This window comes from Homoserinimonas sp. OAct 916, assembly GCF_003260275.1.
Lineage (GTDB): Bacteria > Actinomycetota > Actinomycetes > Actinomycetales > Microbacteriaceae > OACT-916.
Genome location: NZ_QJHB01000003.1, coordinates 195496 through 221791, shown reverse-complemented (window position 1 = coordinate 221791; position 26296 = coordinate 195496). Strand labels below are relative to the sequence as shown.

Sequence of the window (26296 nt, the reverse complement as noted above, 5' to 3'; positions counted from 1 at the left end):
TGTCTAACCCACCCTGATCCGGGGATCGAGAATCGAATATGCGACGTCGGCCAAAAGATTGGCGATCACTGTCAGTGCGCTCACGATGAGGATGAAGGCCATCAGCGGATTCATGTCGACGTGGTCGAGTGCATCCTGAAACAGGGAGCCCATACCCTTCCACGCGAAGATGCGCTCGGTGATGATCGCGCCGCCGATCAGCCCGCCGACGTCGAACGCGATGATCGTCGCGATTGGAATCATCGCGTTGCGGAAGGCGTGGCGCATGATCACCGTGCGCTCGGTCAGACCCTTTGCCCGTGCGGTGCGCACGTAGTCCTGGTTCATCACTTCGAGCAGGCTCGCCCTGGCGTACCGCGAGTAACTGGCCAAGGAGATGAGCAGCAGGGCGACCGTCGGGAGGAGCAGGTGCGTGTACGAGTCCAGCATCCCTATCCAGATCGAGCCGTGCAGATCGGGGGTCGAACCGCCGATGGTCGCGATCGGACGCCCACCGGTGTTGGTCACGTAGTCGGGCCACGATTGCATGATCCGGTCGAGCACCAGCAGGATCGCTACGAACGCGCCGCTTGCGGCACCCCCGCGAGCGGCGACCCACTTGTCGTGGAGACCCATCGCATAGCCGATCGCGCCGCCGCCGACGAGGAATGCGCCGATCAGGATGGGCACCAGCCACGCGCTGGCCTGCACGGTCATCACGAACTGCAACGGATACCACAGGAGCGCACCGAGGACCGGTGGAACAAGCGATGCATACAAGGCACGGCGGTTGCTGATTCCGGTCGAAATCGCCGTTCCGGCCACTGCCCCCAGTGCCCCGAGACCGAGGATCAGCACGGGGCCGAGCCCCGGGTACTGGAACCAGTTGGTGACCAACAGGTAGCCGAGCACGGCCGCGGTGATGAGGGTCGCTGAACCGAATACGATCAGTCGCGGTTTCGGATCCCCGCCTATGATGCTCATCCACACGAAGCCGGATATCAGCGAGAGTACGACGATCGTGACCGGTGGTATCACCGGATCCGCCAGAAAATTGTTGAAACCGATTGCCACGTACTGTTTGAGCAGCACGGCCACGAAGAAGACGGGCAGTGAGAAGAACAGGAACGCCAAGAATGTGACCGAGTAGTCGTAGCCGCTGTATTGGCGCAGCGCGGTGGTCATGCCGATTGCCACACCGATCACGATGGCGATGATGGTGGCGAAGGTGACGAGTTGGATGGTCTGCCACATCGAGGAGCCGACCAGGGCCGTGACTTCCTGCCCGGCGAGGTTCTTGCCGAGGTCGAAGTCGCCGATGAAGAAGCGGAGCACGCCGCCCAGCCAGATGAAGTACCGAAGCGGTGCGGGCACATCCAGATTGAGCAACGTGATGCGTGCCTGGATCAGTTGTTCCTTGTTGATGGCCGTCGATGCACGCAGGTCTTCAAGCGGGTCTCCCGCGTTCGCCGCGAGCACATAGATGATGAAGCTGGCCCCGAGGAGTACGAGCACCGAGGCGCCCAGGCGCCGAATCACAAAAGTTAACACAGCGGTGTGTCGCACCCTTCTTCAATTCTTTCCGGATGGGAAAGCGGGTCAGCCATTCGTGTTCGGATTCTATCCGCTGACACCGGTTTGTGGACTGGCCCAGGTGCCGGGCGGTAGAACAAGTTGTGTTCTGCACCCGGCCGCACGATCCGGCCGCACCGCGTGGTGCGACCGGATCGTGAAGGTATTGCCGTGGTGCTGTGATGCTACTTGCTGGATGCCGTTGAGACCGGCGCCCACTCCCAGTAGTTCCAGAAGTAGGTCGGCGACAGAGGCGCCGCGCTCACGCCGGTGATCTTGTCGCTCCACGCGGTCACGCCAGGGAACTGGAAGATCGGGATCGTCCACGCCTCATTGACGATGTCGGTCTCGGCCTTCACCAGGATCTGGATCTGCTTCTGGGTATCGGTCTCGGTCTGCAGCGCCTTGAACTCGCTGTCAACGTCGGCATTCGACCAGCCGTAGGGGTTGTTCGCCCCACCCGTCTGGTAGTTGGCCGACGACTCGCCCACAGCGAGGCTGGTCGACTGCCAGCCGAACAAGGCCGCATCATAGACATCCGGCTTGGCGAACACGTCGTTGCCCCAGGTGCCGGATGCACCGTCGATCAGGGTGAATCCGGCTTGCTCGGCGCTCTGGCGCATCAGTTCGTATTCCTGGGCACGGCGCGTATTTCCCTCACCGTAGATCAGGCGCACCTTGATCGGAGTGGCGACACCGACCTCAGCCAGCAGAGCCTTCGCGCCCGCGATGTCCACCACGTCATAGGCGGAGTAACCGTTGACAGCCACCGAGGCCTTGTAACCCTCCGAACCCGGAACGAAGACGTTCGAGTTACGAATCTCGGCGTTCTCCTGCAGCGGCTTGATCAGCTTGTCGAGAATTTCCTGGCGAGGAATCGTCTTCAAGAACGCCTGGCGCACCTTGAGCGCCTTGGCCTCATCGCCGCCGTAGCTCTTGGCGTCGAACGGCCCGCCGTTGGTGACCTGCATGTCCACGTGCTCGTAGACCGCATCGATGGAACCCACGTAGGTGACGCCCTGCATGCCCTTGAGCTGCGTGATCAGGTCAGCGGTGGGTTGACCCGAAGCGATCTGCACCTCGTCATTCTGGAGCGCCTGGATCTGGGCCTGCGGGTCGCTGATGAACCGAACAGTGATCTTCTCGTACTTCGGTGACGGGCCCCAGTTGTAGTCGGGGTTGGCCGTCAGCGTCACGTACTGGTCCTTCTTCAGATCCGTGATCGTGTAGGCACCGTTCGACAGGGTCTTCTGCGCCTCGGTCGGCATGTCGACGTACTTGTAGTCGACATTCCAGGAGTGCGCGACCGGCTTCAGCCAGGCGAAGTCCTTGTCCTGCACGGCCTTGACGAAGTCCTTCTTGGCGTCTTCGCCCGTGTACTTCTTGTCGGGGTAGGCCATCTGCACCGTACCGTGAGCGGCAACGCCCACGCTGAGTCCGAGTTCCCAGTCCACGTAGGGCTCATCGTAGATGATCGTCAACGAACGATTGTTGTCCCCGAGCACCGGGGTCTGGGTGACCAGGTCGAGGGCCTGGCCGGCAACGGCGCCACTGTTCCAGTAGGTGCCCGCGTCCACCTCAGCCTGGTTGGTGATCTCACCGGTTGCGTCGTCGTACTTCGGCTCGACGCTGTTCATGTGGGTGGTCGTCGCCGCCCACTGCATCAACAGGTCGACACCGTCGACGGGAGTGCCGTCGGACCACTTGACACCGTCGTTGACGGTGTACTTGACCGTCAACGGGCTTTCGTTGGTGACCTCGTACTTGCCGAAATCGGTGTCCTGCACCAGCTTGGGTTCCGCGTTGTAATAGTTGAAGTTGCGGTTGGCCAGATAGACAATGTTCGCGTTCGCACTCGCATTGTCATCAGCGGTCGACGTATTGTACGCCTGGAATGGGTCGTTCCAGGCCACGGTTATCGACGTGCCCTGAATAACCTCGGACTGTTGCGGCAGTGCGCAGGCGCTCAGCACGAGTGCGCCGGCGCTGACGACGGCACCCGCCGCCATTAGTCGTCGTAGTCTCACGGTGTTCCTCCCTATTGATAAACATGGGTCTGAGACACCGTGATGGATAACACCGATGTCTCCTCTTGACTTGACCCTAGATCGGGGGGCCCACTTTTTACAGAGCAACGCGCCGAATGTTATCGATCGGTAACCGAAATTCTCCGTCGCGCAGGTGTCCACCACCCAATGCTCCGCACCAGCCCCTGTATACACCGCCGGGCTTCAATCCTGTTAGCCTTCAACACTGTGACCAAGAACCCCGCCCCCACGCTCCGCACGGTGCTGCGCAACCCGCGCACACTCAGCGTCGAGGTGCTCGCCGGCATCGTCACGACCCTCGCGCTGATCCCCGAGGTCATCTCCTTCTCCATCATCGCCGGGGTCGACCCGAAGGTCAGCCTGCTGGCATCCGTCGTCCTTGCCATCTCGATGTCGATTCTCGGCGGCCGACCGGCGATGATCACGGCAGCCGCGGGGGCGGTCGCCCTGGTTGTCGCCCCCATGGTCACCGAACACGGGGTCGAGTACCTTCTCCCTGCGGTCGTGATGGCCGGATTGATCCAAATACTCTTCGGTGTGACAGGGATGGCACGACTGATGCGCTTCATCCCGCGCTCGGTGATGATCGGCTTTGTGAACGCCTTGGGGATCCTCATCTTCGTCGCCCAGGTGCCACACCTTTTAGGCGTGCCCTGGCTGGTCTACCCCCTGTTCATCATCACAATTCTGATCGTCACGGTGTTGCCCCGATTCACCAAGACCGTGCCGGCCCCATTGGTGGCCATTGTCGTGGTCACGGCGATCACGATGATCGCCCACCTGAACGTGCCGACTGTGGGCGACCAGCGCGCGGTCTCCGGCGGGCTACCGGGGATCACGCCACTTCTGGTGCCACTCGATCTGGAGACGCTGCGCATCATCACGCCGACGGCGCTCAGCGTTGCGTTCGTGGGGCTGATGGAGACGCTGCTCACCGCAAAACTCGTCGACGACCTCACCGACACGCGCTCCAACAAGACGCGCGAATCATGGGCGCTCGGCGTCGCGAACATCCTCGCCGGCCTGTGGGGTGGGATCGCCGGCTGTGCCATGATCGGCCAGACCGTGGTGAATGTGAAACTCGGCCGGGCGCGCACCCGCGTGTCCACGTTCGTGGCGGGGGTGTTCCTACTCCTGCTGATGACGGTGCTCAGCGACCTGATGGAGCAGATCCCGATGGTCGCTCTTGCCGCGGTGATGATGGTCGTGGCCATCAGCACGGTGAACTGGCACAGTGTGCGACCGTCAACGCTTCGACGCATGCCCATCCCAGAGACCGTGGTCATGCTCACGACGGTGGGGGTGGTGGTCGCGACGAACAACCTGGCGATCGGTGTCGCCGCCGGCGCACTGCTGGCAATCGTGCTGTTCGCCCGCCGGGTCGCCCACGTCATCCGGGTGGAGCGCATTCTGACGTCCGATCTCACGTCGGTGCGGTACCTGGTGCACGGTCCGCTGTTCTTCGGCAGCAGCAACGACCTGGTGGAGCAGTTCTCCTATACAAGTGACCCTGCCCGGGTCACGATCGACTTCACAAACACTCAGATCTGGGATGCGTCATCCGTTGCCGTGCTCGACTCGGTCGAGGAGAAGTACCGCGCGCAGAATACCCTCGTCAGCTTTGTCGGGCTCGACGACCGCAGCGCCGAGTTCCACCGGAGGCTCACCGGCCGGCTGTGAGCCTCTCCCCTGCTGGTAATCCCCGGGTGAATCGTCGCGCTGAACACACGGAAAATTCAGGTCGACAGGACTGCCGACCGTCTCTGGTCGTCCGCTCGCCTGTCATCCTGAATCTTCGACGGCATCGGTGCAGGCCGATCCAGTTGGAGGCGCGACCCACCGACCGAAGACCTACCGACCGAACTCGAAGCCCGCGCCGGGGATCGCCGAGAGCAACTCCTGCGTGTACAGCTCCTTGGGGTTGTCGAACACCTCGTCGGTGGTCGCCGTCTCCACGATGCGACCCTTCTGCATGACGCAGACCCGGTCAGCCACCAGCCGCACGACTGCGAGGTCGTGGGTGATGAACATATAAGTCAGACCGAGCTCCTGCTGCAGCTCGGTCAGAAGGTTCAAGACCTGGCCCTGCACGAGAACGTCGAGGGCCGAAACCGCCTCGTCGAGAACCAGTATTTCAGGCTTCAACGCGAGCGCTCGCGCGATCGCAATGCGCTGGCGCTGACCACCGGAGAGCTCGCCCGGGTACCGGTTCATCGTCGACTGGGGCATGAGCACCTGGTCGAGTAATTCCCTGACCCTCGCACGCCGCTGCTTGGAAGTACCGATCTTGTGCGTGTTCAACGGTTCGGCGATGGTGTTGGCGATGTTGTACATCGGGTCGAGCGTGCCGTACGGATCTTGGAAAACAGGCTGCACCTTGCGCCTGAACGCCAACAACTCCTTGGCACCCTTGATGCTGTCGATGTCCTTCCCGTCGACCGAGATCGCCCCACCAGACAACGGCTCCAGTTTGAGCATGAGCTTGGCGAGGGTCGACTTACCGCTGCCGGACTCCCCGACGATGCCCATCGTCGTGCCTTTGTCGATCTGGAACGAGACCTTGTCGACCGCGGTGAAGAGATCCGCCTTGAAACCACCTCGGCGAATCGTGTACGTCTTCGAGACATCCGACACCGTGATGTAACCGCGACCGGACTTTGCCCGTTCCTCTCGCTGCTCAGCCCGTTCGATCATGGTCACGTCGAGCGCGTCGGTCAACTCGGTGGCGTCGGCGTCTTCAACCTTCTGGATCTGCATCCGCTTCGACGCCAGGCTCGGAGCCGCAGCCACCAGGCGACGAGTGTAGGGATGCACCGGGTCGGCCAGAATGTCTTTGGACCGCCCCGACTCGACAATCTTGCCCTGGTACATCACCACCAGCTTCTCCGCCCGCTCGGCAGCAAGACCCAGGTCGTGGGTGATGAACAGCACTGAAGTGCCTGTCTCCCGCGTGAGCATGGCCAAGTGGTCGAGGATCACTTTCTGTACGGTGACATCCAGCGCCGAGGTCGGCTCGTCGGCGATCAGCAGCTTCGGCTGCGAAGACAGTCCGATACCAATCAGCACCCGCTGGCGCATGCCTCCCGAGAACTGGTGGGGGTACTGCTTCAATCGGCTGGCCGCGTCAGACAGGCCGGCCTCCTGCAACACTTTGATTGCCTTCTGCCGAGCATCCGTCTTCGAGTCGGCCAGGCCGTTCGCCCGGAGGGTCTCCTCCACCTGAAAACCGATGTTCCAGACCGGGTTGAGGTTGGACATCGGGTCCTGGGGTACGAAGCCGATCAGGCGCCCGCGCACATCCTCGATCTGTCTCGCGTTCATCGCGCTGATCTCTTCACCGTCGAAGAAAACCGAGCCGCCGGTGATCTTGCCGGTGCCGGGGAGCAGATTGATGATCGCGTGCGCCGTCGTCGACTTGCCGCTTCCGGACTCTCCAACGATCGCAAGAGTCTCTCCTGCGTTCAGCGTGAAGTTCACACCGCGCACGGCAGGCACGATGCCCTTGTCCTGGGTCGTGAACCCGACCTGGAGGTCGCGCACCTCCAACATCGGCTTGCGCTGGTCAGCGGTGGCCGCCGATGCGGTACCGACGTTGGCCTGAGTGTCGATGCTCATCGAGCACGCTCCTTCGGGTCGAGCGCGTCTCGCACGACGTCGCCGAGCATCAGAAAGCTCAGGACGGTGAGCGACAGGGCTGCGGCCGGGTAGAACAGGGTCATGGGCGCTGTGCGGATGGAGACCTGGGCCTGGGCGATGTCATTGCCCCAACTCATCACACTCGGCGGGAGTCCGACCCCCAGGTATGAAAGCGTCGCCTCGGCGACGATGAAGATACCGAGAGATACGGTTGCCACCACGATCACTGGTGCGATCGCGTTCGGCAGAACGTGCTTCAGAAGGACCTTGAACCGAGTGACGCCCAATGCGATCGATGCGGTGACGTAGTCGGCTCCGCGCGCTTCGAGCACGGCGCCCCGCGTGATCCTCGCCGTCTGGGGCCATCCGAAGAGCGACAGGATCAGTGCCACGATGATCGCGTTCGACGGACCCTGGAACACCGACAGGAGCACGATAGCTCCCAACACGAATGGGATCGCGAAGAAGATATCGGTGGCTCGGGAGATCAACCCGTCAGAAAAGCCGCCGTAGAAGCCGGCAACAGCTCCGAGAACCACACCGATGAGCACGACGACGACCGTGGCGACGACACCGACCGTCAGCGAAGCCTGTGCCCCATAGATGACGCGGGCGAAGACATCGCATCCCTGCTTGGTGAAACCCATCGGGTGGCCGGCGGTCGGCCCGCCGTTGCTGTTCGCCAGCAAGCAGTTGTCGTTCGGAAGCTCGTTCGTGAACAGCTGCGGAAAGATCCCGACGAAGGCGATGAAAAGGATCATCACAGAGGAGAACCAGAACAGCGGTCGTGCGCGCATCGCACGCCAGGCGTCGGCCCACAGACTGCTCACCTTGGCGTCGACCTTGACCGAGTCCACAGCTTGCAGCGGAGTGTCTTCGATCGGGGCGACGTAGTGGTCGGGGCTGCGCCCACCTCGGCCGGGTGGACTTACGGTATCAGTTGGCATAGCGGATCCTCGGATCGAGAACGGCGTAGAGGAGGTCGACGAGCAGGTTCGCGACCATGAAGATGATCACGAACACGGCCACGAAGGAGACCACCGTCGGACCCTGCCCCTGCTTGATCGCTTGGAACACGGTGCCTCCGACGCCAGGAATGTTGAAGATTCCCTCGGTCACGATCGCACCGACCATCAGTGCTCCGAAGTCGGCGCCGATGAACGTGACCACCGGGATCAACGAGTTGCGCAGTACGTGAACGCGAACCACTCGGCCCCGAGTCAACCCCTTCGATGACGCGGTGCGCACGTAGTCGGCACCCATGTTCTCCGAGATGCTGGTGCGGGTGAGCCGGATGATGTAGGCGAACGAGACAGAGGCCAGCACGATCGCCGGGAGCACCAACTCACTCCATCCGGCCTGAGGACCGACCGTGGCCTTGGTCCAGCCCAGTTGCACTGCGAAGACGTACTGCAGCACGAAACCGATGACGAAGGTCGGAATCGAGATCAGCAGAAGGCTGACCACGAGCGCCGAGCTGTCGAAGAACTTGCCCTTGCGCAGGCCCGAGATCAGGCCGACTGTGATACCGGCGACGGCCTCAAAGAGAACTGCCAGGGTGGCAAGCCTGAGAGTGACCGGGAATGCCTTCGCCATGACGTCGGCAATCGGGCGGCCGGAGAACGAGTTGCCGAGATCAAACGTGACCAAGCTCTTGAGGTAGAGCAGGTATTGCACAATGAATGGCTGGTCGAGGTGGTATTGAGCCCGTAATTGCTCGACCACTGCCGGTGACGGTGTCTTCTCGCCGAAAAGGGCGAGGATGGGATCGCCGGGAAGGGCGAAGACCATGAAGTAGATGAGAAATGTCGCCCCGAAGAAGACGGGAATCATCTGCAGGAGGCGGCGCCCGATGAACCAGAGCATCAGAGGGTCCGAATCGCGGTTTGTGTCATTGGGACTTCATTCGTGAGGGGAAGAGATGTGGTGAACCGAACGAAATGTCCGGGGCGGATTGCGTCCGCCCCGGACACTTCAGTATTTTCGTTACGTCAGTCTATGCGACGTTACATTAGTCCTTCGTGATTTCGTAGTACAGCGGAACCGAGTTCCAGCCGAACTTCACGTTCTGAACCTGGGTCGAGAAACCACCGGTCACGTTGGAGTACCACAGTGGGATCGCGGGCAGGTCCTGCAGCAGAACCTCCTGGGCCTTCTGGAAGAACCCAGTTGCGTCGTCGACCGACTTGGCCGAAGCGCCCTCCTTCAGCAGTGCGTCGAACTCAGGGCTCGAGTAGTCACCGTCGTTGGAGCCGGCGTTCGTGGCGTATAGCGGCCCGAGGAAGTTGAACATCGACGGGTAGTCCGCCTGCCAACCGGTGCGGAACGCGCCCTTGATTTTGCGGTCGGTGACATCGGTGCGCAGTTCGGCGAATGTCGCGTAGGGCTGGCCCTCCGCCTTGATGCCGAGCGTGTTCTTCAGGCTGTTCGCAACAGCGTCGACCCACGGCTGGTGGCCACCATCGGAGTTGTAACCGATTGTGAACGTTCCGGTGTAGGGCGAGATCTTCTCAGCCTCGGCCCACTTGGCCTTCGCCTCGTCGGCGTTGAACTTCAACACGTCAGAACCGGCGAGCGAGTCACTCCAGCCGGCGATCACCGGGGAGGTGTAGTCGCTGGCAGGGGTGCGGGTCTTGAAGAAGATCACATCGGTGATCTCCGGGCGGTTGATGGCCATTGACAACGCGGCACGACGCAGCTTGCCCTCTTCGCCACCGAAGTGCTCCAGCTTCTCCGGAATGGTGAACGACTGGAAGACCGCAGACGGCTGGTTGATCGCACGGTCGCCCAAAGTCTGTTCGAAGGTCTCGAATGCACTGGCCGGGATCGCGTCGAGCACGTCGAGGTTGTCGGACTGCAGGTCAGCATAGGCGGAGTCCTGGTTGTCGTAGAACTTCAGCGTGACGCCGCCGTTCTTGACGGTGCGGGTGCCCTTGTAGTCCGGGTTCGGAACGAGATCGATCTGCACGTTGTGCTGCCAGGCATCGGCCGAGGCGAGCATGTACGGGCCGTTGCCGATCGGGTTCTCGCCGAACGCGGTGGTTGCCTTGCCATCGACCAGTGCCTCCGTCGGCAACGGCATGAATGCCGAGTAGCCCAGACGCAGCGGCCAGTCGGCCTCAGGTGCTGACAGCTTCACCGTGAAGGTGAGGTCGTCGACCACGTTGAGGGCCAGCTTGCTGTCCTTGTCGTAGCTGAAGCCGTCGATGGTCTCGAAGAAGTAGCTGGACAGTTGCGCATTGCTGAGCAGCGCGCCGTACTGCCAGGCGTCGACGAATGAGCTGGCGGTGACCTTTTCACCGTTGGTGAAGGTCCAGCCGTCGTTGAGCTTGACGGTGTAGTTGGTTGCGTCATCCGACTCGACCGACTTGGCAACCTCGGGGATGGCCTTGCCGTCGGCGTCGTAGTAGTACAGCCCGGCGAACACCATGTCGAGAATCTTGCCGCCACCGACCTCGTTGGTGTTGGCGGGGTACAGCGGGTTCTGCGGCTCGTTGCTGTTTGCGGTGACGATGCCGGTGCTGGTGGACGCGCCGGGCGTGTCACTGGTGCCGGGAGCCGGGGCTCCGCCGTCACCTGATGCGCAGCCTGTGAGCACGAGCGCGCTTGCAGAAAGCAACGCGGCGGCGCTCAGGCCAATGCGTGAGATTTTCAATATTCCTCCATGTGCGGAAAATTTTGCGGCGGCACGATGAATAATGACCGAACCGACACTCTGATACCGACGATCCTAAGCGAGACGTCACGCTGTTAACGACCTGAAACTCAAATCGATACCGGACGGTGACTTTTGAGACACCACTCATCTTCCCGCTTCTGAGGTCTGGTCAGGTGTGCCTTCACCACGTTCTCCGCCCTACTACAGGGGCTCCCGATGCGCGAAGATGGGAGTCATGAGCAACTCCGAGGGGCCGTTTGACCCGGGTCCCATCTCTGGCACCGGGCCGGCGCAGACGCCCGGGGACGCCAGCACCGCGGGGCCCTGGTTCCCTCGTGAGGTGATTACAGCGGCCGGGCACGGCCGGAGACGCCTGTGGCTGGAGGTCGTCATCGTGCTCGGGCTGTCGCTCGGGGCATCCGCAATCTATTCGATCGTGAACATCATCGCCCGGCTGACGGTGGAGACGCCGTTGGCCGACCAGTCGGCGACCATCAACGCGCCATTGAGCCCGCGGCCCTGGCTGGATCTCACGTACCAACTGCTGGCAGTCTTCTTCGCACTGTTCGGGGTGGCCCTGGTGCTCTACCTGCTCTGGGAGCCCGGTCGAAACGCATTTCGCCGGATCGGATTCGATGGCTCCCGGCTAGGCCGCAATGTGCTGGGCGGCGTTGGTCTGGTGCTGGTGATCGGTATTCCCGGGCTCGGCCTGTACTGGCTGGGGCGAGAGATCGGGATCACGGTCAACGTGGTTCCGACCGCGCTGAACACCTATTGGTGGACGGTGCCCATCCTGGTGCTGGTTGCGCTTCGGGCGGCGCTGACCGAGGAGCTGATCGTGGTCGGCTACCTGTTCACGCGGCTGAAGCAACTGGGCTGGGGCCGCTGGCAGATCATACTCGGCAGTGCGGTGCTGCGCGGTACGTACCACCTCTACCAGGGCATCGGACCGTTCTTCGGCAATGTGGCCATGGGGGTTGTTTTCGGCTGGTGCTACACGCGCTGGGGCCGCACGGTGCCGCTGGTGGTCGCGCACTGGATCATCGACATTGCGTCGTTCGTGGGTTATGCGTTGGCCGTCGCCTGGTGGCCGGGCCTGTTCGGCCCCTCCCCCACGTAGCTCCAGGCCGCTGATCGCTGGCCGCGGCCGCGCCATTTTCTTGCCGCGCCAGTTGGCACGCTTCGCCCCGGTTCAAACCGGCGCGAAGCGTGCCAGCTGGCGCGCGGGTTCGTCAACCCGCGAAAACAGTCAGTCCTCGAAGGCCTCCGGCGGCGGGCACGAGCAGACCAGATTGCGGTCGCCGTAGGCCTGATCGACCCGGCGCACCGGCGCCCAGTACTTGTTGCGGATCAGCGAGCGCACCGGATACACCGCGGTCTCGCGGCTGTAGGGATGCGTCCACTCCCCCTCCACCACCGACTGCGCGGTGTGCGGGGCGTTCACCAGCGGGTTGTCCTCGGCGGTCCACCCGTCTGAGCCCACCCGGTCGGCTTCGGCCTTGATCTGGATCATCGCCTCGATGAACCGGTCGATCTCGCCGATGTCTTCACTCTCGGTCGGCTCGACCATCAGCGTTCCGGCAACCGGAAAACTCATGGTCGGGGCGTGGAATCCGTAGTCGATCAGACGCTTGGCCACGTCGTTCACCGTCACGCCGGTTGCGTCGGTCAAAGGTCTGATGTCGAGAATGCACTCGTGGGCCACCAGCCCGTTGTCCCCCGTGTAGAGCACCGGGTAGTGCTCCTCGAGGCGCTTCGCCACATAGTTCGCAGCCAGCACCGCCGCCCCAGTCGCCTTCTTCAAGCCGTCGGCGCCCATCATCCGGATGTACGCCCAGGTGATCGGCAGGATGCTCGGGCTGCCATACGGTGCCGCCGAGACCGGCCCGCCGCCGTGCACGATCGTGGAGCCCTCGACGCCGGCGAGATAGTGCTCGGCGCGCTGCGCGAGCGGATGCCCGGGCAGGAACGGCGCCAGGTGCGCCTTCGCCGCGACCGGCCCGACGCCCGGCCCGCCGCCGCCGTGGGGGATGCAGAAGGTCTTGTGCAGGTTCAGGTGCGAGACGTCGCCGCCGAAGTCGCCGAACCGGGAGTGACCGATCATGGCATTCGCGTTGGCACCGTCGACGTAGACCTGACCGCCGGCATCGTGCACGATCTGGCAGAGCTCCTTGACCTGGTGCTCATACACCCCGTGCGTCGATGGGTACGTGATCATCAGTGCGGCCAGGTTCTCGGCGTGCACATCGATCTTGGCGCGAATGTCGTCCAGGTCGACGTTGCCCTCGCTGTCGCAGGCGGTGACCACGACCTTCATCCCGGCCAGCACCGCGGAGGCCGCGTTCGTGCCGTGGGCGCTGGACGGGATCAGGCACACCGTGCGGTGGTCGTCGCCGCGCAAGCGGTGGTAGCCGCGAATCGCGAGCAGGCCGGCCAATTCACCCTGGCTGCCGGCGTTGGGCTGCAAAGACACGGTGTCGTAGCCGGTGACATCCACCAGCCAGCTCTCGAGCTGGTGAACCAGCTCGAGGGTTCCTGACACATCGGCCTCGGGCGCGAACGGATGCAGCCGGCCGAACTCGGGCCAGGTGACCGACTCCATCTCGCTGGCCGCGTTCAGCTTCATGGTGCAGCTGCCGAGTGGGATCATGCCTCGGTCAAGCGCGTAGTCGTAGTCGGCGAGGCGCTTGAGGTAGCGCATCATGCTCGTCTCCGACCGGTGCGTGTTGAACACCGCGTGGGTCAGGTATTCACTGGTGCGCGCCAACTCGGCGGGCAACCGGTTGGCGGTACCGGCCGCGAAGCCGGATGTCTCGGGCAGCGTGATCAGAACTGCCGCCACCCGCAACAAGTCATCGGCGGTGGTCGTCTCATCGCAGGCGATGCTCACGATGTCGTCGTCGATCTGCCACAGGTTGGTGCCAGCCGCCGCGGCCTGCGCGACGACTTCGGCCGCGCGCCCCGGAACCCGCACCTGCACGGTGTCGAAGAATGTCTCGTGCACAAGCTCCACGCCACCATCCGACAATAGCTGCGCCAGTGTCGCGGCATGGCCGGCGACCTGCTCGGCGATGGCCTTGAGGCCCTGCGGCCCGTGGTAGACGGCGTACATGCTGGCCATGACGGCCAAAAGCACCTGGGCGGTGCAGATGTTGCTGGTGGCCTTCTCTCGACGAATGTGCTGTTCTCTCGCCTGCAGGCTGAGCCGGTAGGCGGGGAACCCGGTGGCGTCCACGCTCACACCGACCAGGCGGCCCGGCAGTTGGCGTTCCAGGCCGGCACGGATGGCCAGGTAGCCCGCGTGGGGCCCGCCGAAGCCCATCGGCACCCCGAACCGCTGGCTGGTGCCAACGGCGACATCGGCGCCCATCTCTCCCGGCGACGTGATGAGGGTGAGCGCCAGAAGATCGGCGGCCACAACCACGAGCATGCCGGCCTTCTTGGCCCGGTCGATCGCGGCTGCCGGGTTCCACACACGCCCGGACGCACCTGGATACTGCACGAAGACGCCGAACGCGTCGGGCAGCTCGGCGGTGTCGGCGAAGTCGGTCTCGACCAGGTCGATGCCCAGGGCCTCGGAACGGCTGGCCAGCAGTGCTTTGGTCTGCGGCAGGGTGTCCGTGTCGACGAGGAAAGCATTCGACTTCGATTTGCTGGCGCGACGCACCAGAAGCATCGCCTCGACCACCGCGGTGCTCTCGTCGAGCATCGACGAGTTGGCCGTGTCCAGGCCGGTCAGGTCGGCGACCATGGTCTGGAAGTTGATCAGAGCCTCAAGGCGTCCCTGCGAGATCTCCGGCTGGTACGGAGTGTAGGCCGTGTACCAGCTGGGGTTCTCCAACACGTTGCGCTTGATCACCGCGGGGGTGATCGTGTCGTAGTAGCCGAGCCCGATCATCGACCGGTTCACCGAGTTGCGGTCTGCGAGGGAACGCAGCTCCTCCAGGGCTTCACGTTCGGTGGCGGCCGGCGGCAAGATGCCCTCGCCGTTCTCCCGGAACAGGTCGACGTGGATGTCTTTGGGAACAGCGGCGCTGACCAGCTCGTCGGCACTGTCGTAACCCACGACGTCGAGCATCCGTGCCGTGGACTCCTCGTCGAGCCCGATGTGACGGTCTTCGAAAATGTCGGCCATTACTTGGTCACCAGGGCGTTGTACTCGTCCAGGCTGAGCAGTTCGACGCCGTCGAGCGAGTCGAACGACACCTTGATCAGCCAGCCGTCGCCGAGCGGGTCGCTGTTGACCAGTTCCGGTGCGTCGACGACCGCGTCATTGACCGCGGTGATGGTGGCGTTCATCGGGGCGAACAACTCGCCGACCGACTTGGTCGACTCGATCTCGCCGACGACGGTGCCTGCCTCGACCGCGTCATCCACGCTCGGCAGTTCGACGAAGACGACGTCGCCCAACTGGTCGGCGGCGAAGGCGGTGATTCCGATCGTCGCGGTGTTGCCGTCGATGTCCAGCCACTCGTGGTCGGAGGTGTACTTGAGGTTTGCTTCGTGGGCCATGATCAGTTCTTCTTTCTGCTGTAGAAGGGCAATTCGGTAACGGTGTAGGGGAGGCGTTTGCCCCGGATGTCGACGCTCAGCTGGGTGCCGGCGGCGGAGGATTCGTGGGCGACGAACGCCATTGCGATCGGGTGCCCGAGGGTCGGTGACAGGGCGCCACTGGTGACGCGCCCGATCGGCTGCTCCCCGTCGGCGGCGTCGGGGAGGTAGATGTCGTAGTCGGCGCGGGCTGCCCGCTTGCCGTCGGCGGCGAGGCCGACCAAGACTCGGGCTCCGGCATCCGGGCCCTTCTCGACCGCGGCACGACCAACGAAGTCACTCTCCTTCTTGAGGCTGACGACGCGGCCGAGGCCGGCTTGGACAGGAAGGATGTCGAGAGTCAACTCATGCCCGTAGAGCGGAAAGCCGGCTTCGAGGCGCAGGGTGTCTCGGCAGGCGAGCCCCGCAGGGACGAGGCCATACGATTCGCCGGCGGCCTGGATCGCTGTCCACAATGCGACCGCATCCGCGGCGTCGACGTAGAGCTCGAAGCCGTCCTCGCCGGTGTATCCGGTGCGGGCGACCAGAACCGTGCCCTCGCCGTATCGCGCGCCGGTTGCCCAGTAGTTCTTCAGGTCGGAGAAGGACGGCTGGCCGTCGATCACGGCCAGGGGTGCAACCGACTGGAGGATGTCGACCGCGTTCGGGCCCTGCAGGGCGAAGATCGCCGTGTCGTCGCTGATGTCGCGCACCGAGACACCGTCGAATGTGCTGACGCGTTCGGTCAACGCCTGGACGACTGCGGCACGGTTGCCTGCGTTCGGCACGATCATGTACTCGTCGGGTGCCGTGTGATACACGATCAGGTCGTCGATGATGCCGGCATTCTCGTCGAGCATGAGGCTGTACTTGGCCTGCATGGGCTTGACGAGAGACATGTTGCCCGCGAGCGCGTAGTCAAGGAACTTCGCAGCGTTGGAGCCGGACACCACCACATTGCCCATGTGGGAGACGTCGAAGACACCGGCTGCGGTGCGCACCGCGTGATGCTCGGCCAGGTCGCTGGTGTAGCGCACCGGCATCTGCCAGCCGGCGAAGTCGGTGAAAGTCGCGCCTTGGGCGACGTGCACCTCATGCAACGGAGAGTGACGCTCGTCGGCGCCGGTAGAAGATGATGTTTGGGTCATGAGTTCTCCAGGTCTGCGCCGAGCCGACTCATCGGGCTACGGGCAAGATCGTATGTCGACCCGGCTGGGCCGACACGGGAACTCCCCCTCTGTCATGGTGCCTGAGAGTTTCGCCCCGGTCTCCGATCGTGACGATCGGAGACTGAAGGCTTTCACCGTGGGCGGAACCTGCTGCGCCTTCGGGGGCTTCGAGACGGTCGCAAGCGACCTTCTCAACCCGAAATTGCTGCACCTTCAGGGTTTCGAGACGGTCGCAAGCGACCCCTCAACCCGAATTTGCTGCGCACATTCGCTTTTCAGAGTGGCCAGTTCGACGCGGTACGCGTACCTGAGAGATTTGCGGGGAGAATTGCTCCTTCGGTGCCTGCTCGGGCATCGCATTGACGATTCTTGCGGTGCCGGGCTGGCTCTCCCGCGTCGACCTTGTGGCCTGATGCGTATTCAGTTGTCTTGGGGCCCATCTTATCGGATGCGCTGTTCCTATTGGGCGTGCACTGTTTTTGAGCCCATCCGCACCCTCGACCCCGGCACCGATTGCGGGCGTGAATCACAGCCCGGCCACGGATCTCACCGGATCATCCGACGATCTTCACGCGTGTTCGGTTGGCCGCCAAAGCGGGAGTTCGGGCACATCCGGCGGCGTGAAACCGAACACCTGGCCGTAGAAAGACAGGCTCGCCTCGTGCGCGCTGATCACCGTGTCTGCTCGCCGAAACCCGTGTGACTCCCCCTCATAGGCGATGTAGGCGTGCGGGATGCCCTTCGCGACCAGCGCATCACGGAAACGTTCGGCCTGTGCGGGCGGCACGATCGGATCATCGAGGCCCTGCAGCAGCAGCACCGGTGCGTTCAACCCGGCAACGTTGTTCAGCGGGGCTCGCTTCTCGTACAGTTCGGCGCTGGCGGGCAGTGGACCGATGAGCCCATCGACGTACCGGGATTCGAAGTCGTGGGTCTCTGTGACGAAGGCAGTCAGCTCGGCCACGCCGAAATAGGACACCCCGGCGGCGAAGACATCAGTGGAAGTGAGCGAGGCGAGTACCGTCCAGCCGCCAGCCGAACCGCCCTCGATGCCGAGCCGGGAGGGGTCGGCCATTCCTTGCTTGGCCAGACCGAGAACGGCTTGAACCGTGTCTTCGACGTCCACGACGCCCCACTGCCCGCGCAGCCGGTTGCGGTATTCACGCCCGTAGCCGGTCGAACCTCCGTAGTTCACGTCGATGACGCCGATGCCGCGGCTGGTGTAGTACGCATAGGTGAGGCTGGGTGTGGCCTGCACATGGGAGGTCGGGCCGCCGTGCACGAAGGCGATATAGGGTGGTTTCTCACCGGGGAGACCGACATATTTTGGATTGGTCGGTGGATAGACGAACGCGTGCACCTCACGCTTTGGGCCCTTGAAAGTCATCGGGCGGCCCTCGGACAGGTATCCCGTGTCGGGCAACTGGTCGACGTTGCGCCGCACGTCCTGGATCCGGCCGTCGTCGTTCAGGATGCGCAGTCCGCGGGTGAGCTGCGCGCTGGCTGAAACGAGCAGCAGGCGGCTCCCCCGCATGTCGCACAGCCCGACAGTGGTGAACGGGGTGTCGAGTTCGTTCAGCTCACCGGTGCCCGGGTCAAGGATGCACAGGTGATCGTTCCCGAACGTGTTGACGGTGACGATGCGGCCATCGTCGAGTTGTTGGTACCAGCGCCGTCCGAGCGTCCAGAGTGGGCCGCCGACATCGGCCTTGCTCTCGCTGACCAGAGTCATCTCTCCCGCCAGGGAGACACGGTACAGATTCCAGAAGCCGGTGCGGTCGCTGAGCGCGAAGAGCACCTCAGAACCGCCTGGTGTGGCATCCCATTCCGGTTGCAGCACCGACTCGTCGGTGTTGCCTGCCACGGTCGCCCATTCACCGACCGTTCCACCTTCCTCAAGCGGAGCGGTCAAGTCGCCGACCCGCAGTTCGGTGCCGTCCCACGGCATCTGCGGGTGTTCCCACGCGATCCAGGCCAGTTTCGTGCCGTCGGGCGATTGCCTGGGGTACGCAAGAAAGTGCGACCCTGAGACGACCTGCACGATGTTCTCTGCGGCATCCGCCGCTGACCCATCAAGCGGAACGGTGACGATATCGCGGGTGAGGTCAGATTCGGCGTGCACCTCACGAACGGCGAGCACACGGTCGCCGACGATCGACAACTCACCGAACCGGAAGCCGGCACCGGCCGGCGTGAGCGGTCGCGGCGTTCCCCCTTCGGCGAGCGTATACAGCCGCTGATCGCTGAACTCGACGAAGACCAGCGCGCGGCCACTCGTGGCCGCCCAGGCGCCGCCGCCGTATTCGTGCACCCGGCTGCGGGCGTTCCAGGGCGCGGGCAGCACGTCGATCGGCTGACCGCCTGGGCCGGTACGGCGGATGGCGTACCGACCACCTTCAGCGCTGCGCAACTCCGCCCACCAGACGTCGTCACCGACGAACGCGCCGCCGTCGACCGGATGCACGCTGCCGGCGAGGTCCGACGCGGAGATGGGTGAGGGCCAGGAACCATAGGGGGCTTGTTCAGTCACCCCTCTAGCCTAGGACTCGGCCGAGCCGTGGGCGCCGTCGCGAGGCTCATGGGGTCGCTTCGGTCGCGTGGCTGCGTTGGTCTCAGGCGAGTTCGTCGTCCTTCTTCTTTCCGAAGCGGAAGATCAGCCAGTAGTAAACGCCAATCATCAGGCCGCCGCCGACGATGTTGCCGAGGGTGACCGGAAGCAGGTTGCCGACCAAGAAATTGCCCCACTCCAACGATGCGTAGGCCACGGGATCGGTGGCGATCTGAACCCAGTACTCAGCTGGCGCGAAATTCTTGATGAGGATGCCGAGTGGGATCATGAACATGTTGGCGACGGAGTGCTCGAACCCCGCCGCGACAAAGAGAGCGATCGGGCCGGTGACTGCGAGCACCTTGTCGGTGATGGTTCGGCCCGCGAACGCCACCCAGACGGCGAGGCAGACCATGAGGTTGCACAAGATGCCCAGCACGAATGCTTCCAGGAAGCCGTGGTCGAGTTTGGCCAGCGAGGTATTGAGCACGACCTTGCCCCACATCCCCCCGGCCTGGTGCCAGGAGCCGGCGAACCAGATCAGCGCCACGATAGTGGCTGCTCCGACGAAGTTGCCGATGTACACGATCGACCAGTGCGCTATCAACCTGCGCCAGGTGATCAACCCGGATGCCCTGGCCACCAGCGTCATCGATGTCGAGGTGAACAATTCGGCGCCGGTGAGCACGACCAGCGCGAGGCCAACCGAGAAGGTCAGTCCGCCGATCACCCTCGATAGTCCGTAGCCGAGCACTTCGACAGTGCCGACCTGACTGGTGATGAAGAAGACGAAGCCGAGCGCGATGTAGCCACCGCCTGAGAGGGCGAGCATGAACGCCCGTGTCGGATTGTTGAGCGCCTTGTGCGCCAACGCATTCTCAGCCTCCGACGCCATTTCGGCGGGGGAGAACATGACCGGGCTTTTTGCTTCTGGCATCCGTTGACCTTCGATCTTGAGGTGGATCAGGGGTGGAACGATGAGGTGCTGGCGTTCGGGCGCTTCACCATCTGCATTCGGCAGAATGCATCGGAATGCTTTTCTCCAACTTTTTTTGAACTGTCTTTTCTACACCGTCTTTTCTACACTGTGTAGTATACCGGGCCGGCGGGTGCCGGATTGTACGTTGCATCGGCCCGTCTCGTGGTGCACCGGCAGGCTACTGGGCATCGCAGCCCGACTGCCTGCGCCGCTTGTCCCACTCGGCCTCGAGGCGCCTCAGGTGCTCTTCTTCGATCTCGCGCTCGAGGTCGGCCAATTCCTGCTCGGTCGAGGTGACCGGTTGGCCCGTGGTGACGGCGGGTCGCTGCCGCCGGAGCGATTCGCCGAAGCCTCCCCGGCCGGACTGTTCCTCGTATTCTCGACCGATCGCGAACCAGAGAATTGTTCCGATCAGCGGGAGCAGGATCACAAGGATGATCCACGCCATCTTCGGCAGGTGCTTCACCTGTGAGTCCTGCTTCGTGACGATGTCGATCAAGGCGCCCAGAAGCGCAACGAAGGTGATCACCGAGAGCAACACTGCCATGCGACCCATCCTAGGGTCCTCGTCCAGCCCTCAGCACACTCCTCACCTGGCGCAGGCAGCGGAAGGCGCCCGGCAATCCGAGAAGATTCCTCTTGACACGCGCATTGCAAGTGGGTTAACTGGTTGAGTAACTAACCAAGTAACACGCGGAGGACAGCTGAATGGAAGAAGGCAGGCCGATCTTCCATCAGATCGCCGAGCGCATCGAGAACGACATCATCAGCGGTTCTCTTCCCGAAGAGGCCCAGGTGCCGTCTACCAACGAGTTCGCCACCTTCTATCGAATCAACCCGGCAACGGCAGCCAAAGGGGTGAACCTACTCGTTGACGCGGGAATCCTCTACAAGAAAAGAGGCATCGGAATGTTTGTGAACGAGGGCTCCAGGGAGATCATCCTGAAGGGCCGCCGCAAACAATTCGAGGCCGACTATGTGCGGCCCCTGGTGCTGGAGGCCCGCAAGCTCGGCATCCCAGAATCTCAACTGGCCGAAATGATCTCCGCCATCACGAAAGAAGACATCGCATGAGCCCAGTCGTCGAGGTCTCCGGCCTCACCAAGCGCTTCGGCAACTTGAATGCTGTAGACGACGTCAGTTTTGCCGTCGAAGAGAACACGATCTACGGCCTGCTTGGCCGAAATGGTGCAGGAAAGACCACGCTCATGCAGTTGCTCACCGGGCAGGACTTCGCAACGCGGGGACAGATCCGCGTTTTCGGCGAATCCCCGGTCGAGGCGGCCCGGGTACTGCAGAACCTCTGCTTCATCAAAGAGAGTCAGAAGTACCCGGATGAGTTCATGGTCAAACACGTGCTGAAGAGTGCGCCCTGGTTCTTCCGTAACTGGGACGCCGATTTCGCCGAGCGATTGGTTCAGGACTTTCGCCTACCGACGGACCGGCGCATCAAGAAGCTCTCCCGCGGGCAGCTCTCCTCCGTCGGGGTCATCGTCGGTCTCGCCTCCCGGGCGCCTCTCACATTCTTCGACGAACCGTACCTGGGCCTGGATGCCGTTGCTCGCCAGATCTTCTACGACCGGCTCCTTGAGGACTATACGCAGCATCCGCGCACAGTCATCCTGTCCACACATCTGATCGACGAGGTCAGCAACCTGCTCGAACACGTCCTCGTGATTGACGAGGGCCGCATCATCATTGACCAGAACGCCGAAGACCTGCGAATGTCGGCGACCACCGTTGTGGGCCCCCGGGGAGCGGTGGACTCGTTCGTCGCCTCCCACTCGGTCGTGCACCGCGAAGGAGTCGGTGGGCTCGCGTCCGTCACCGTCGAAGCGCTCAGCCCGGCGGCACGCCAGAAGGCCACCGCAGCCGGCCTGGAGCTGTCTCCGGTATCCCTCCAGCAGCTCATTGTCCGCAAGACCGACACCTCCACCACAGAATTCGAGCAGAGCGCATGACAACCCTCACCGAAACCACCCACCGGCCAGAAAGTGCCACACTGGCCCGAATCTTCAACGTCACCAGGCTGCACCTGATCAACCGGTTTCCGATCATGGTGCTGCCGTTGTTGATCCTCGCCTTCATCTTCCTGGTGAACTACGTCATCTGGTGGCTGCTCTTCGACGCCGTCGGCGTGGCAGACCGGCAGGATGCCATCGACGGGATCCAGTTCAGCGGGGCATCCTCATTCATCTTCATCTACATGCTGGTCGTGGCGGTGCAGGCGGTCAATCTCACCTTCCCGTTCGCGCTCGGCTTCAGCGTCACCCGGCGCGACTTCTACCTCGGGACATGCGTTGCCTTCGTGCTGCTGAGTGCGTATTACGCCGCGATCATGACCGTGATGGCTGTGCTCGAGAGAGTCACGAACGGCTGGGGTCTGGGCGGGTCGATGTTCGATGTCGTCTACTTTCGCGAAGAGAACCCCGTTCTGCAATTCGTCCTGTTCCTCCTGATATTCCTGTTCTTCTTCTTCATCGGCGCGGCCACCGCATCGGTCTACGTGAGGTGGCGCGCGAACGGAATGTACGTGTTCTTCGCCTTCCTCACCCTGCTCGTCATCGGGTTCGTTGCTCTCACCACCTTCGCCGACAACTGGCCGGCCGTCGGCGCCTGGTTTGCCCGGAACGGTGCCATGGGCGTGGCCCTGTGGAGCCTGGTGCCCACGACGCTCGCGGCGATCACCGGCTTCTATCTCATGCGTCGGGCAACCCCGAAGAACTGACACGTCGACACACGATCAATTGATTCTGGGCCGCGACCCGGCTGACGTGAGGCTGCACTGGAACATTGCGCAAGGTGCTCTCTGGGCCAGCGGCGTCACGGACCTGCGTGCTTTCACTGACACATCATTCCAAACGCTCGGCTTCGATCAGTCGAGCTTCCTCGCTGTCCTTTCGAGTCAAAAGAATGGCATCGTTCCTGGACAGGGTTTGTTGTGCCAGAGAACGGAAACGGTCGCCCGGGAAGACGCTCTGGTGAGTCTCCCCAGGGTATTCAGCGTCTCACAAACGGCCTCGCGTCAGGCCGGCCGCGCAAGACCTGCGGGGGTGCTGGACGCACCAGGATGGCATCCTCGGCGCAGTCTGTGAACTCCGCCCCGCGCAGCGCTGCGGCCAGCACCTCGGCCAGATGCACGCCCTGCCTGCCCACCCCGGCCTGCTCGATCTGGGTGCGGCAGCTGAACCCGTCGGCCAGAACCAGCGCACCAGGATCGGCTGCCCGCACCGCGGGAAGCAACTCGGTCTCGGCACACGCCATCGACACCTCCAGGTGGCCGGCCTCGAAGCCGAAATTTCCCGCGAGTCCGCAGCATCCGCCGACGGTTTGCGGCTCGATACCCGCCTTGCGCATCAGCTCCGTGTCGGCCTCCACCGTCAACACCGCGTGCTGGTGGCAGTGTGGCTGCACCACGGCCGACCGGTCGATCTGTGGCAGCACCCAGTCGGTGTCGTTCAGCAGTTCGGCGAACGTCACGGTGCGTTCCGCGAGCAGGGCAACATCGGCATCTTCGGAGAGCAATTCTGGTCCATCGGAGCGGAAGACGGCGGTGCAGCTCGGCTCCAGCCCCACCAGACGTGTTCCGCCGCGCAGGGCGGGTGCGAGCGAACGGGCGGTGTGGGTCAGCACTTTCTTGGCGCGATCCAGCTGGCCGGTGGAGATCCAGGTGAGCCCGCAGCACAGGTCGTCGTCGGGAATGACCACCCGGTAGCCGGCATCCTCGAGCACCTCTACGGCGGATTGCGCCACCGCCGGTTGCAGGTAGTTGTTGAACGTGTCGGGCCAGAGCATGACCTCGCCGCGGTTGCCGCTTCCCCGTGGGCCGCGCCGACGATACCAGTCGGTGAACCGCTCGGCGGCAAAATATGGGATCGGCCGGCGTGGCTCCAACCCTCCGACGCGAGATGCGAGCCATGCCAGGCCCGGCGCATGGGTGAGCAGGTTCACCAGACGCGGCGCCCAGCGCACCAGGCGAGCCCAGTAGGGCAGCCAGCCCATCGAATAGTGGGCGGCCGGGCGGATGCGCCGGACGTAGTGGTGCGAGAGAAACTCTGCCTTGTAGGTGGCCATATCGACCCCAGTTGGGCAGTCGGATTTGCAGCCCTTGCAGGACAGACACAGATCGAGAGCATCCCGCACGTCGGTGGAGCGCCACCCATCTTGGACGCTGCCACCGGAGCGCGGCCCATCGAGCATCTCGAACAGCAACCGGGCGCGGCCGCGGGTGGAATGCTCCTCTTCACCGGTGGCACGATACGACGGGCACATCACACCGCCGGAATGTTCACGGCACTTACCGACGCCGATGCAACGCAACGCCGCGTTGCCGAACGCTCCGCCGTCATCTGGGTAGTCGAACTGCTGGTGGCGCACAGCCCGTGGCCGGTACCCGGTGACGCGCAGGTTCTCGCCGACCCCGTAGGGCAGCACCATCTTGCCCGGGTTCATGCGGTTGGTCCGGTCGAAAAGCGTCTTGGTGCGCCGGAACGCCTCCACCACCCGGTCGCCGAACATGATCGGCAACAGTTCAGCGCGAGACTGGCCGTCCCCGTGCTCACCGGACAGGGAGCCGCCGTAGCCGACGACCAGTTGGGCCGCCCGCGTGACGAATTGGCGAAAACGGGCGACGCCGCGCAGCGATCCCAGCTCGAACGGGATGCGGCAGTGCACGCAACCCTGCCCAAAATGACCGTAGATCGTGGTGGCGTCACCGTAACCGAACTCTCCGAGCAGCCTGTCGAAGTCGCGCAAATAATCGCCGAGCCGCGCGGGCGGGAGCGCCGCATCCTCCCAGCCCGACCAGCTCGACTGCTCCGCCGGTAAACCGGCGGCGGCACCCAGAGCGTCTTCGCGCAGGCTGACCACCGCTTGCTGGGACCGCTCGTCGTCCAGGATCGTGATAGACGGACGCGGGCTCACGTCATCCAGCGAATCGATAAAGGCGTTCACCCGCGCTTGTGCCTCGTCGCTGTCAGAGCCTCCGAATTCGACCATGAGCCACGCGTCACCGTGTGGCAGAACATTGATGCCGGCAGCGTTCGCCCCCCGAGCCCGTTCCCGGTCGACGAGGTGCGCGTCAAAGCCTTCGAGTTGCAGCGGCTGGTGGGGCAGGATCTGTGGCACTGCGTCCGCGGCGTCCGGCAGCGATGAGTACCCCAGCAGCACGGTCGACGTGACTGGCACCACGGGCACCAGCGTGAGCTCGGCACGGAGGATGGTGACCAGCGTCGATTCAGAGCCAACCAGCATCTTCGCGAGGTCGACCCCGCGCTCGGGCAGCAGGTCATCGAGGTTGTAGCCGGACACCCGGCGCGGAATGTCTATGAATTTCTGCCGGATGTCGTCGCCGAACTCGTCGACGATCGTCTTGAGCCCTCGGTGGATGTCGCCCACCCTGCCTTCGGCCCCGAGATCCAGGGTCTTCTCGCCGCCGACCCAGAACCGGGTGCCGTCGTAGCAGAGCACCTCGAGCCGCACTAGGTTGTCGACGGTCTTGCCGAACGCCTGGGCAGTGGCACCGCACGAGTTGTTGCCGATCATCCCGCCGAGCGTGCAGCGCTTGTGCGTAGCCGGCTTCGGACCATACATCAGGCCGTGGGCGCCGGCCAGATCGTTCAACCGCTCCAGCACCACCCCGGGCTGAACGATCGCGGTGCGCGCCGCCGGGTCGATGGATTCCACTTTGTTGCAGTATTTCGACCAGTCGATGACGACCGCCACGTTGCAGCACTGCCCGGCCAAGCTGGTCCCGCCGCCGCGGGACAGCACCGGGGCCTGAAATTCGGCGCAGACCGCGACCGTTTCTGCCGCCGCATCCACCGTGTGCGGCACGACCACCGCGATCGGAACCTGCCGGTAGTTGGAGGCATCGGTGGAGTAGGCGGCCAGCGAACCGGCGTCGAGCCGCACCTCGCCGTCGACCCGGGCGAGCAGTTCGCGCTCCAGTCCAGCGATATCAATCGACTGCTCGGTGAGTATGGGATCGGGGAGTCGAATCGCGGCCATATCCCATCTTGCGTCGTGCGGCTCATCGCGGCAAGACGCACCCGTCGTTTGGATCTGCACGACTACGCTGGCGTGCACACTGGCAGAATTCGACCCGCGCAGTTGGAGTTACAGTGCGTCATTCGCGTTACATTATAATGCGGCGTTCGGTAGAGCGGACCCACGCCA

The 26296-nt window shown here is 63.5% G+C and carries 18 protein-coding genes and 1 riboswitch; of the genes, 5 read left to right on the top strand and 13 right to left on the bottom strand.

What is annotated here, in order from left to right:
• Positions 1-3: 3 nt before the first annotated feature.
• Positions 4-1530: an ABC transporter permease gene (locus DL891_RS04865; protein ID WP_111719383.1), complete on the bottom strand. Its 1527-nt coding sequence runs from the start codon at positions 1528-1530 to the stop codon at positions 4-6.
• Between the two features lie 206 nt (positions 1531-1736).
• On the bottom strand, positions 1737-3578 hold the full coding sequence (locus DL891_RS04860) for an ABC transporter family substrate-binding protein (RefSeq protein WP_111719293.1): 1842 nt from the start codon (positions 3576-3578) through the stop codon (positions 1737-1739).
• 228 nt (positions 3579-3806) lie between these two features.
• On the opposite strand from DL891_RS04860, the gene DL891_RS04855 reads away from it, so the two are divergent.
• On the top strand, positions 3807-5279 hold the full coding sequence (locus DL891_RS04855; protein ID WP_232819005.1) for a SulP family inorganic anion transporter: 1473 nt from the start codon (positions 3807-3809) through the stop codon (positions 5277-5279).
• Positions 5280-5450: 171 nt separating this feature from the next.
• Here the strand turns inward: DL891_RS04855 and DL891_RS04850 are convergent, their stop codons facing one another.
• The 4 genes from DL891_RS04850 to DL891_RS04835 all read right to left on the bottom strand — a co-directional run bounded on the left by DL891_RS04850 (position 5451) and on the right by DL891_RS04835 (position 10890).
• Complete coding sequence (locus DL891_RS04850) at positions 5451-7214, bottom strand: ABC transporter ATP-binding protein (RefSeq protein ID WP_111719291.1); 1764 nt, start codon at positions 7212-7214, stop codon at positions 5451-5453.
• On the bottom strand, positions 7211-8182 hold the full coding sequence (locus DL891_RS04845) for an ABC transporter permease (RefSeq protein ID WP_111719290.1): 972 nt from the start codon (positions 8180-8182) through the stop codon (positions 7211-7213). The genes DL891_RS04850 and DL891_RS04845 overlap by 4 nt, the downstream gene beginning before the upstream one ends.
• Positions 8172-9101, bottom strand: coding sequence for an ABC transporter permease (locus tag DL891_RS04840; RefSeq protein ID WP_111719289.1), 930 nt, complete (start codon positions 9099-9101; stop codon positions 8172-8174). Before DL891_RS04840 ends, DL891_RS04845 begins: the two co-directional genes overlap by 11 nt.
• Before the next feature lie 145 nt (positions 9102-9246).
• Positions 9247-10890: an ABC transporter substrate-binding protein gene (locus DL891_RS04835; protein ID WP_111719288.1), complete on the bottom strand. Its 1644-nt coding sequence runs from the start codon at positions 10888-10890 to the stop codon at positions 9247-9249.
• A 238-nt stretch (positions 10891-11128) separates the two neighbouring features.
• Between DL891_RS04835 and DL891_RS04830 the strand changes: the two genes are divergently transcribed.
• Entirely contained in the window at positions 11129-12013 is an 885-nt protein-coding gene (locus tag DL891_RS04830) for a CPBP family intramembrane glutamic endopeptidase (RefSeq protein WP_111719287.1), read from the top strand.
• 129 nt (positions 12014-12142) lie between these two features.
• Here DL891_RS04830 and gcvP read toward each other — a convergent pair whose 3' ends face one another.
• The 6 genes from gcvP to DL891_RS04800 all read right to left on the bottom strand — a co-directional run bounded on the left by gcvP (position 12143) and on the right by DL891_RS04800 (position 20666).
• Positions 12143-15028 (bottom strand): aminomethyl-transferring glycine dehydrogenase, encoded by a 2886-nt coding sequence (gene gcvP, locus DL891_RS04825; RefSeq protein WP_111719286.1) that lies wholly within the window; start codon positions 15026-15028, stop codon positions 12143-12145.
• Positions 15028-15405 carry a glycine cleavage system protein GcvH gene (gcvH, locus tag DL891_RS04820; RefSeq protein WP_111719285.1) on the bottom strand — a complete coding sequence of 126 codons (378 nt, stop codon included), beginning with the start codon at positions 15403-15405 and terminating at the stop codon, positions 15028-15030. Before gcvH ends, gcvP begins: the two co-directional genes overlap by 1 nt.
• Before the next feature lie 2 nt (positions 15406-15407).
• Positions 15408-16571, bottom strand: coding sequence for a glycine cleavage system aminomethyltransferase GcvT (gene gcvT / locus DL891_RS04815; RefSeq protein WP_111719284.1), 1164 nt, complete (start codon positions 16569-16571; stop codon positions 15408-15410).
• A 306-nt stretch (positions 16572-16877) separates the two neighbouring features.
• A riboswitch (glycine riboswitch) is annotated at positions 16878-16996 on the bottom strand.
• A gap of 164 nt (positions 16997-17160) precedes the next feature.
• Positions 17161-19122 carry a prolyl oligopeptidase family serine peptidase gene (locus DL891_RS04810; protein WP_111719283.1) on the bottom strand — a complete coding sequence of 654 codons (1962 nt, stop codon included), beginning with the start codon at positions 19120-19122 and terminating at the stop codon, positions 17161-17163.
• An 82-nt stretch (positions 19123-19204) separates the two neighbouring features.
• Positions 19205-20077 carry a formate transporter FocA gene (gene focA, locus DL891_RS04805; RefSeq protein ID WP_111719282.1) on the bottom strand — a complete coding sequence of 291 codons (873 nt, stop codon included), beginning with the start codon at positions 20075-20077 and terminating at the stop codon, positions 19205-19207.
• Positions 20078-20297: 220 nt separating this feature from the next.
• Positions 20298-20666: a PLDc N-terminal domain-containing protein gene (locus tag DL891_RS04800; RefSeq protein WP_111719281.1), complete on the bottom strand. Its 369-nt coding sequence runs from the start codon at positions 20664-20666 to the stop codon at positions 20298-20300.
• Positions 20667-20827: 161 nt separating this feature from the next.
• On the opposite strand from DL891_RS04800, the gene DL891_RS04795 reads away from it, so the two are divergent.
• From DL891_RS04795 to DL891_RS04785, 3 genes are read left to right on the top strand one after another with little or no spacing between them, the layout of a single operon-like run.
• Positions 20828-21193, top strand: coding sequence for a GntR family transcriptional regulator (locus DL891_RS04795; RefSeq protein ID WP_111719280.1), 366 nt, complete (start codon positions 20828-20830; stop codon positions 21191-21193).
• Positions 21190-22080: an ABC transporter ATP-binding protein gene (locus tag DL891_RS04790; RefSeq protein ID WP_111719279.1), complete on the top strand. Its 891-nt coding sequence runs from the start codon at positions 21190-21192 to the stop codon at positions 22078-22080. Before DL891_RS04795 ends, DL891_RS04790 begins: the two co-directional genes overlap by 4 nt.
• Positions 22077-22847 carry an ABC transporter permease gene (locus tag DL891_RS04785; RefSeq protein WP_111719278.1) on the top strand — a complete coding sequence of 257 codons (771 nt, stop codon included), beginning with the start codon at positions 22077-22079 and terminating at the stop codon, positions 22845-22847. Before DL891_RS04790 ends, DL891_RS04785 begins: the two co-directional genes overlap by 4 nt.
• A 272-nt stretch (positions 22848-23119) precedes the next feature.
• On the opposite strand, the gene DL891_RS04780 is transcribed toward DL891_RS04785, so the two are convergent.
• The gene (locus DL891_RS04780) at positions 23120-26128 is read right to left on the bottom strand and encodes an FAD-binding and (Fe-S)-binding domain-containing protein (protein WP_111719277.1); all 3009 of its coding nucleotides are present in this window, start codon (positions 26126-26128) and stop codon (positions 23120-23122) included.
• Between the last annotated feature and the right edge of the window lie 168 nt (positions 26129-26296).

Excerpts from the sequence above, each read along its gene's own strand:
- gcvT (WP_111719284.1), bottom strand. The coding sequence starts at position 16,571 with ATGACCCAAACATCATCTTCTACCGGCGCCGACGAGCGTCACTCTCCG.
- DL891_RS04780 (WP_111719277.1), bottom strand. The coding sequence starts at position 26,128 with ATGGCCGCGATTCGACTCCCCGATCCCATACTCACCGAGCAGTCGATT.
- gcvH (WP_111719285.1), bottom strand. The coding sequence starts at position 15,405 with ATGGCCCACGAAGCAAACCTCAAGTACACCTCCGACCACGAGTGGCTG.
- gcvP (WP_111719286.1), bottom strand. The coding sequence starts at position 15,028 with ATGGCCGACATTTTCGAAGACCGTCACATCGGGCTCGACGAGGAGTCC.
- DL891_RS04795 (WP_111719280.1), top strand. The coding sequence starts at position 20,828 with ATGGAAGAAGGCAGGCCGATCTTCCATCAGATCGCCGAGCGCATCGAG.
- focA (WP_111719282.1), bottom strand. The coding sequence starts at position 20,077 with ATGCCAGAAGCAAAAAGCCCGGTCATGTTCTCCCCCGCCGAAATGGCG.
- DL891_RS04800 (WP_111719281.1), bottom strand. The coding sequence starts at position 20,666 with ATGGCAGTGTTGCTCTCGGTGATCACCTTCGTTGCGCTTCTGGGCGCC.
- DL891_RS04850 (WP_111719291.1), bottom strand. The coding sequence starts at position 7,214 with ATGAGCATCGACACTCAGGCCAACGTCGGTACCGCATCGGCGGCCACC.
- DL891_RS04790 (WP_111719279.1), top strand. The coding sequence starts at position 21,190 with ATGAGCCCAGTCGTCGAGGTCTCCGGCCTCACCAAGCGCTTCGGCAAC.
- DL891_RS04830 (WP_111719287.1), top strand. The coding sequence starts at position 11,129 with ATGAGCAACTCCGAGGGGCCGTTTGACCCGGGTCCCATCTCTGGCACC.
- DL891_RS04845 (WP_111719290.1), bottom strand. The coding sequence starts at position 8,182 with ATGCCAACTGATACCGTAAGTCCACCCGGCCGAGGTGGGCGCAGCCCC.
- DL891_RS04840 (WP_111719289.1), bottom strand. The coding sequence starts at position 9,101 with ATGCTCTGGTTCATCGGGCGCCGCCTCCTGCAGATGATTCCCGTCTTC.
- DL891_RS04785 (WP_111719278.1), top strand. The coding sequence starts at position 22,077 with ATGACAACCCTCACCGAAACCACCCACCGGCCAGAAAGTGCCACACTG.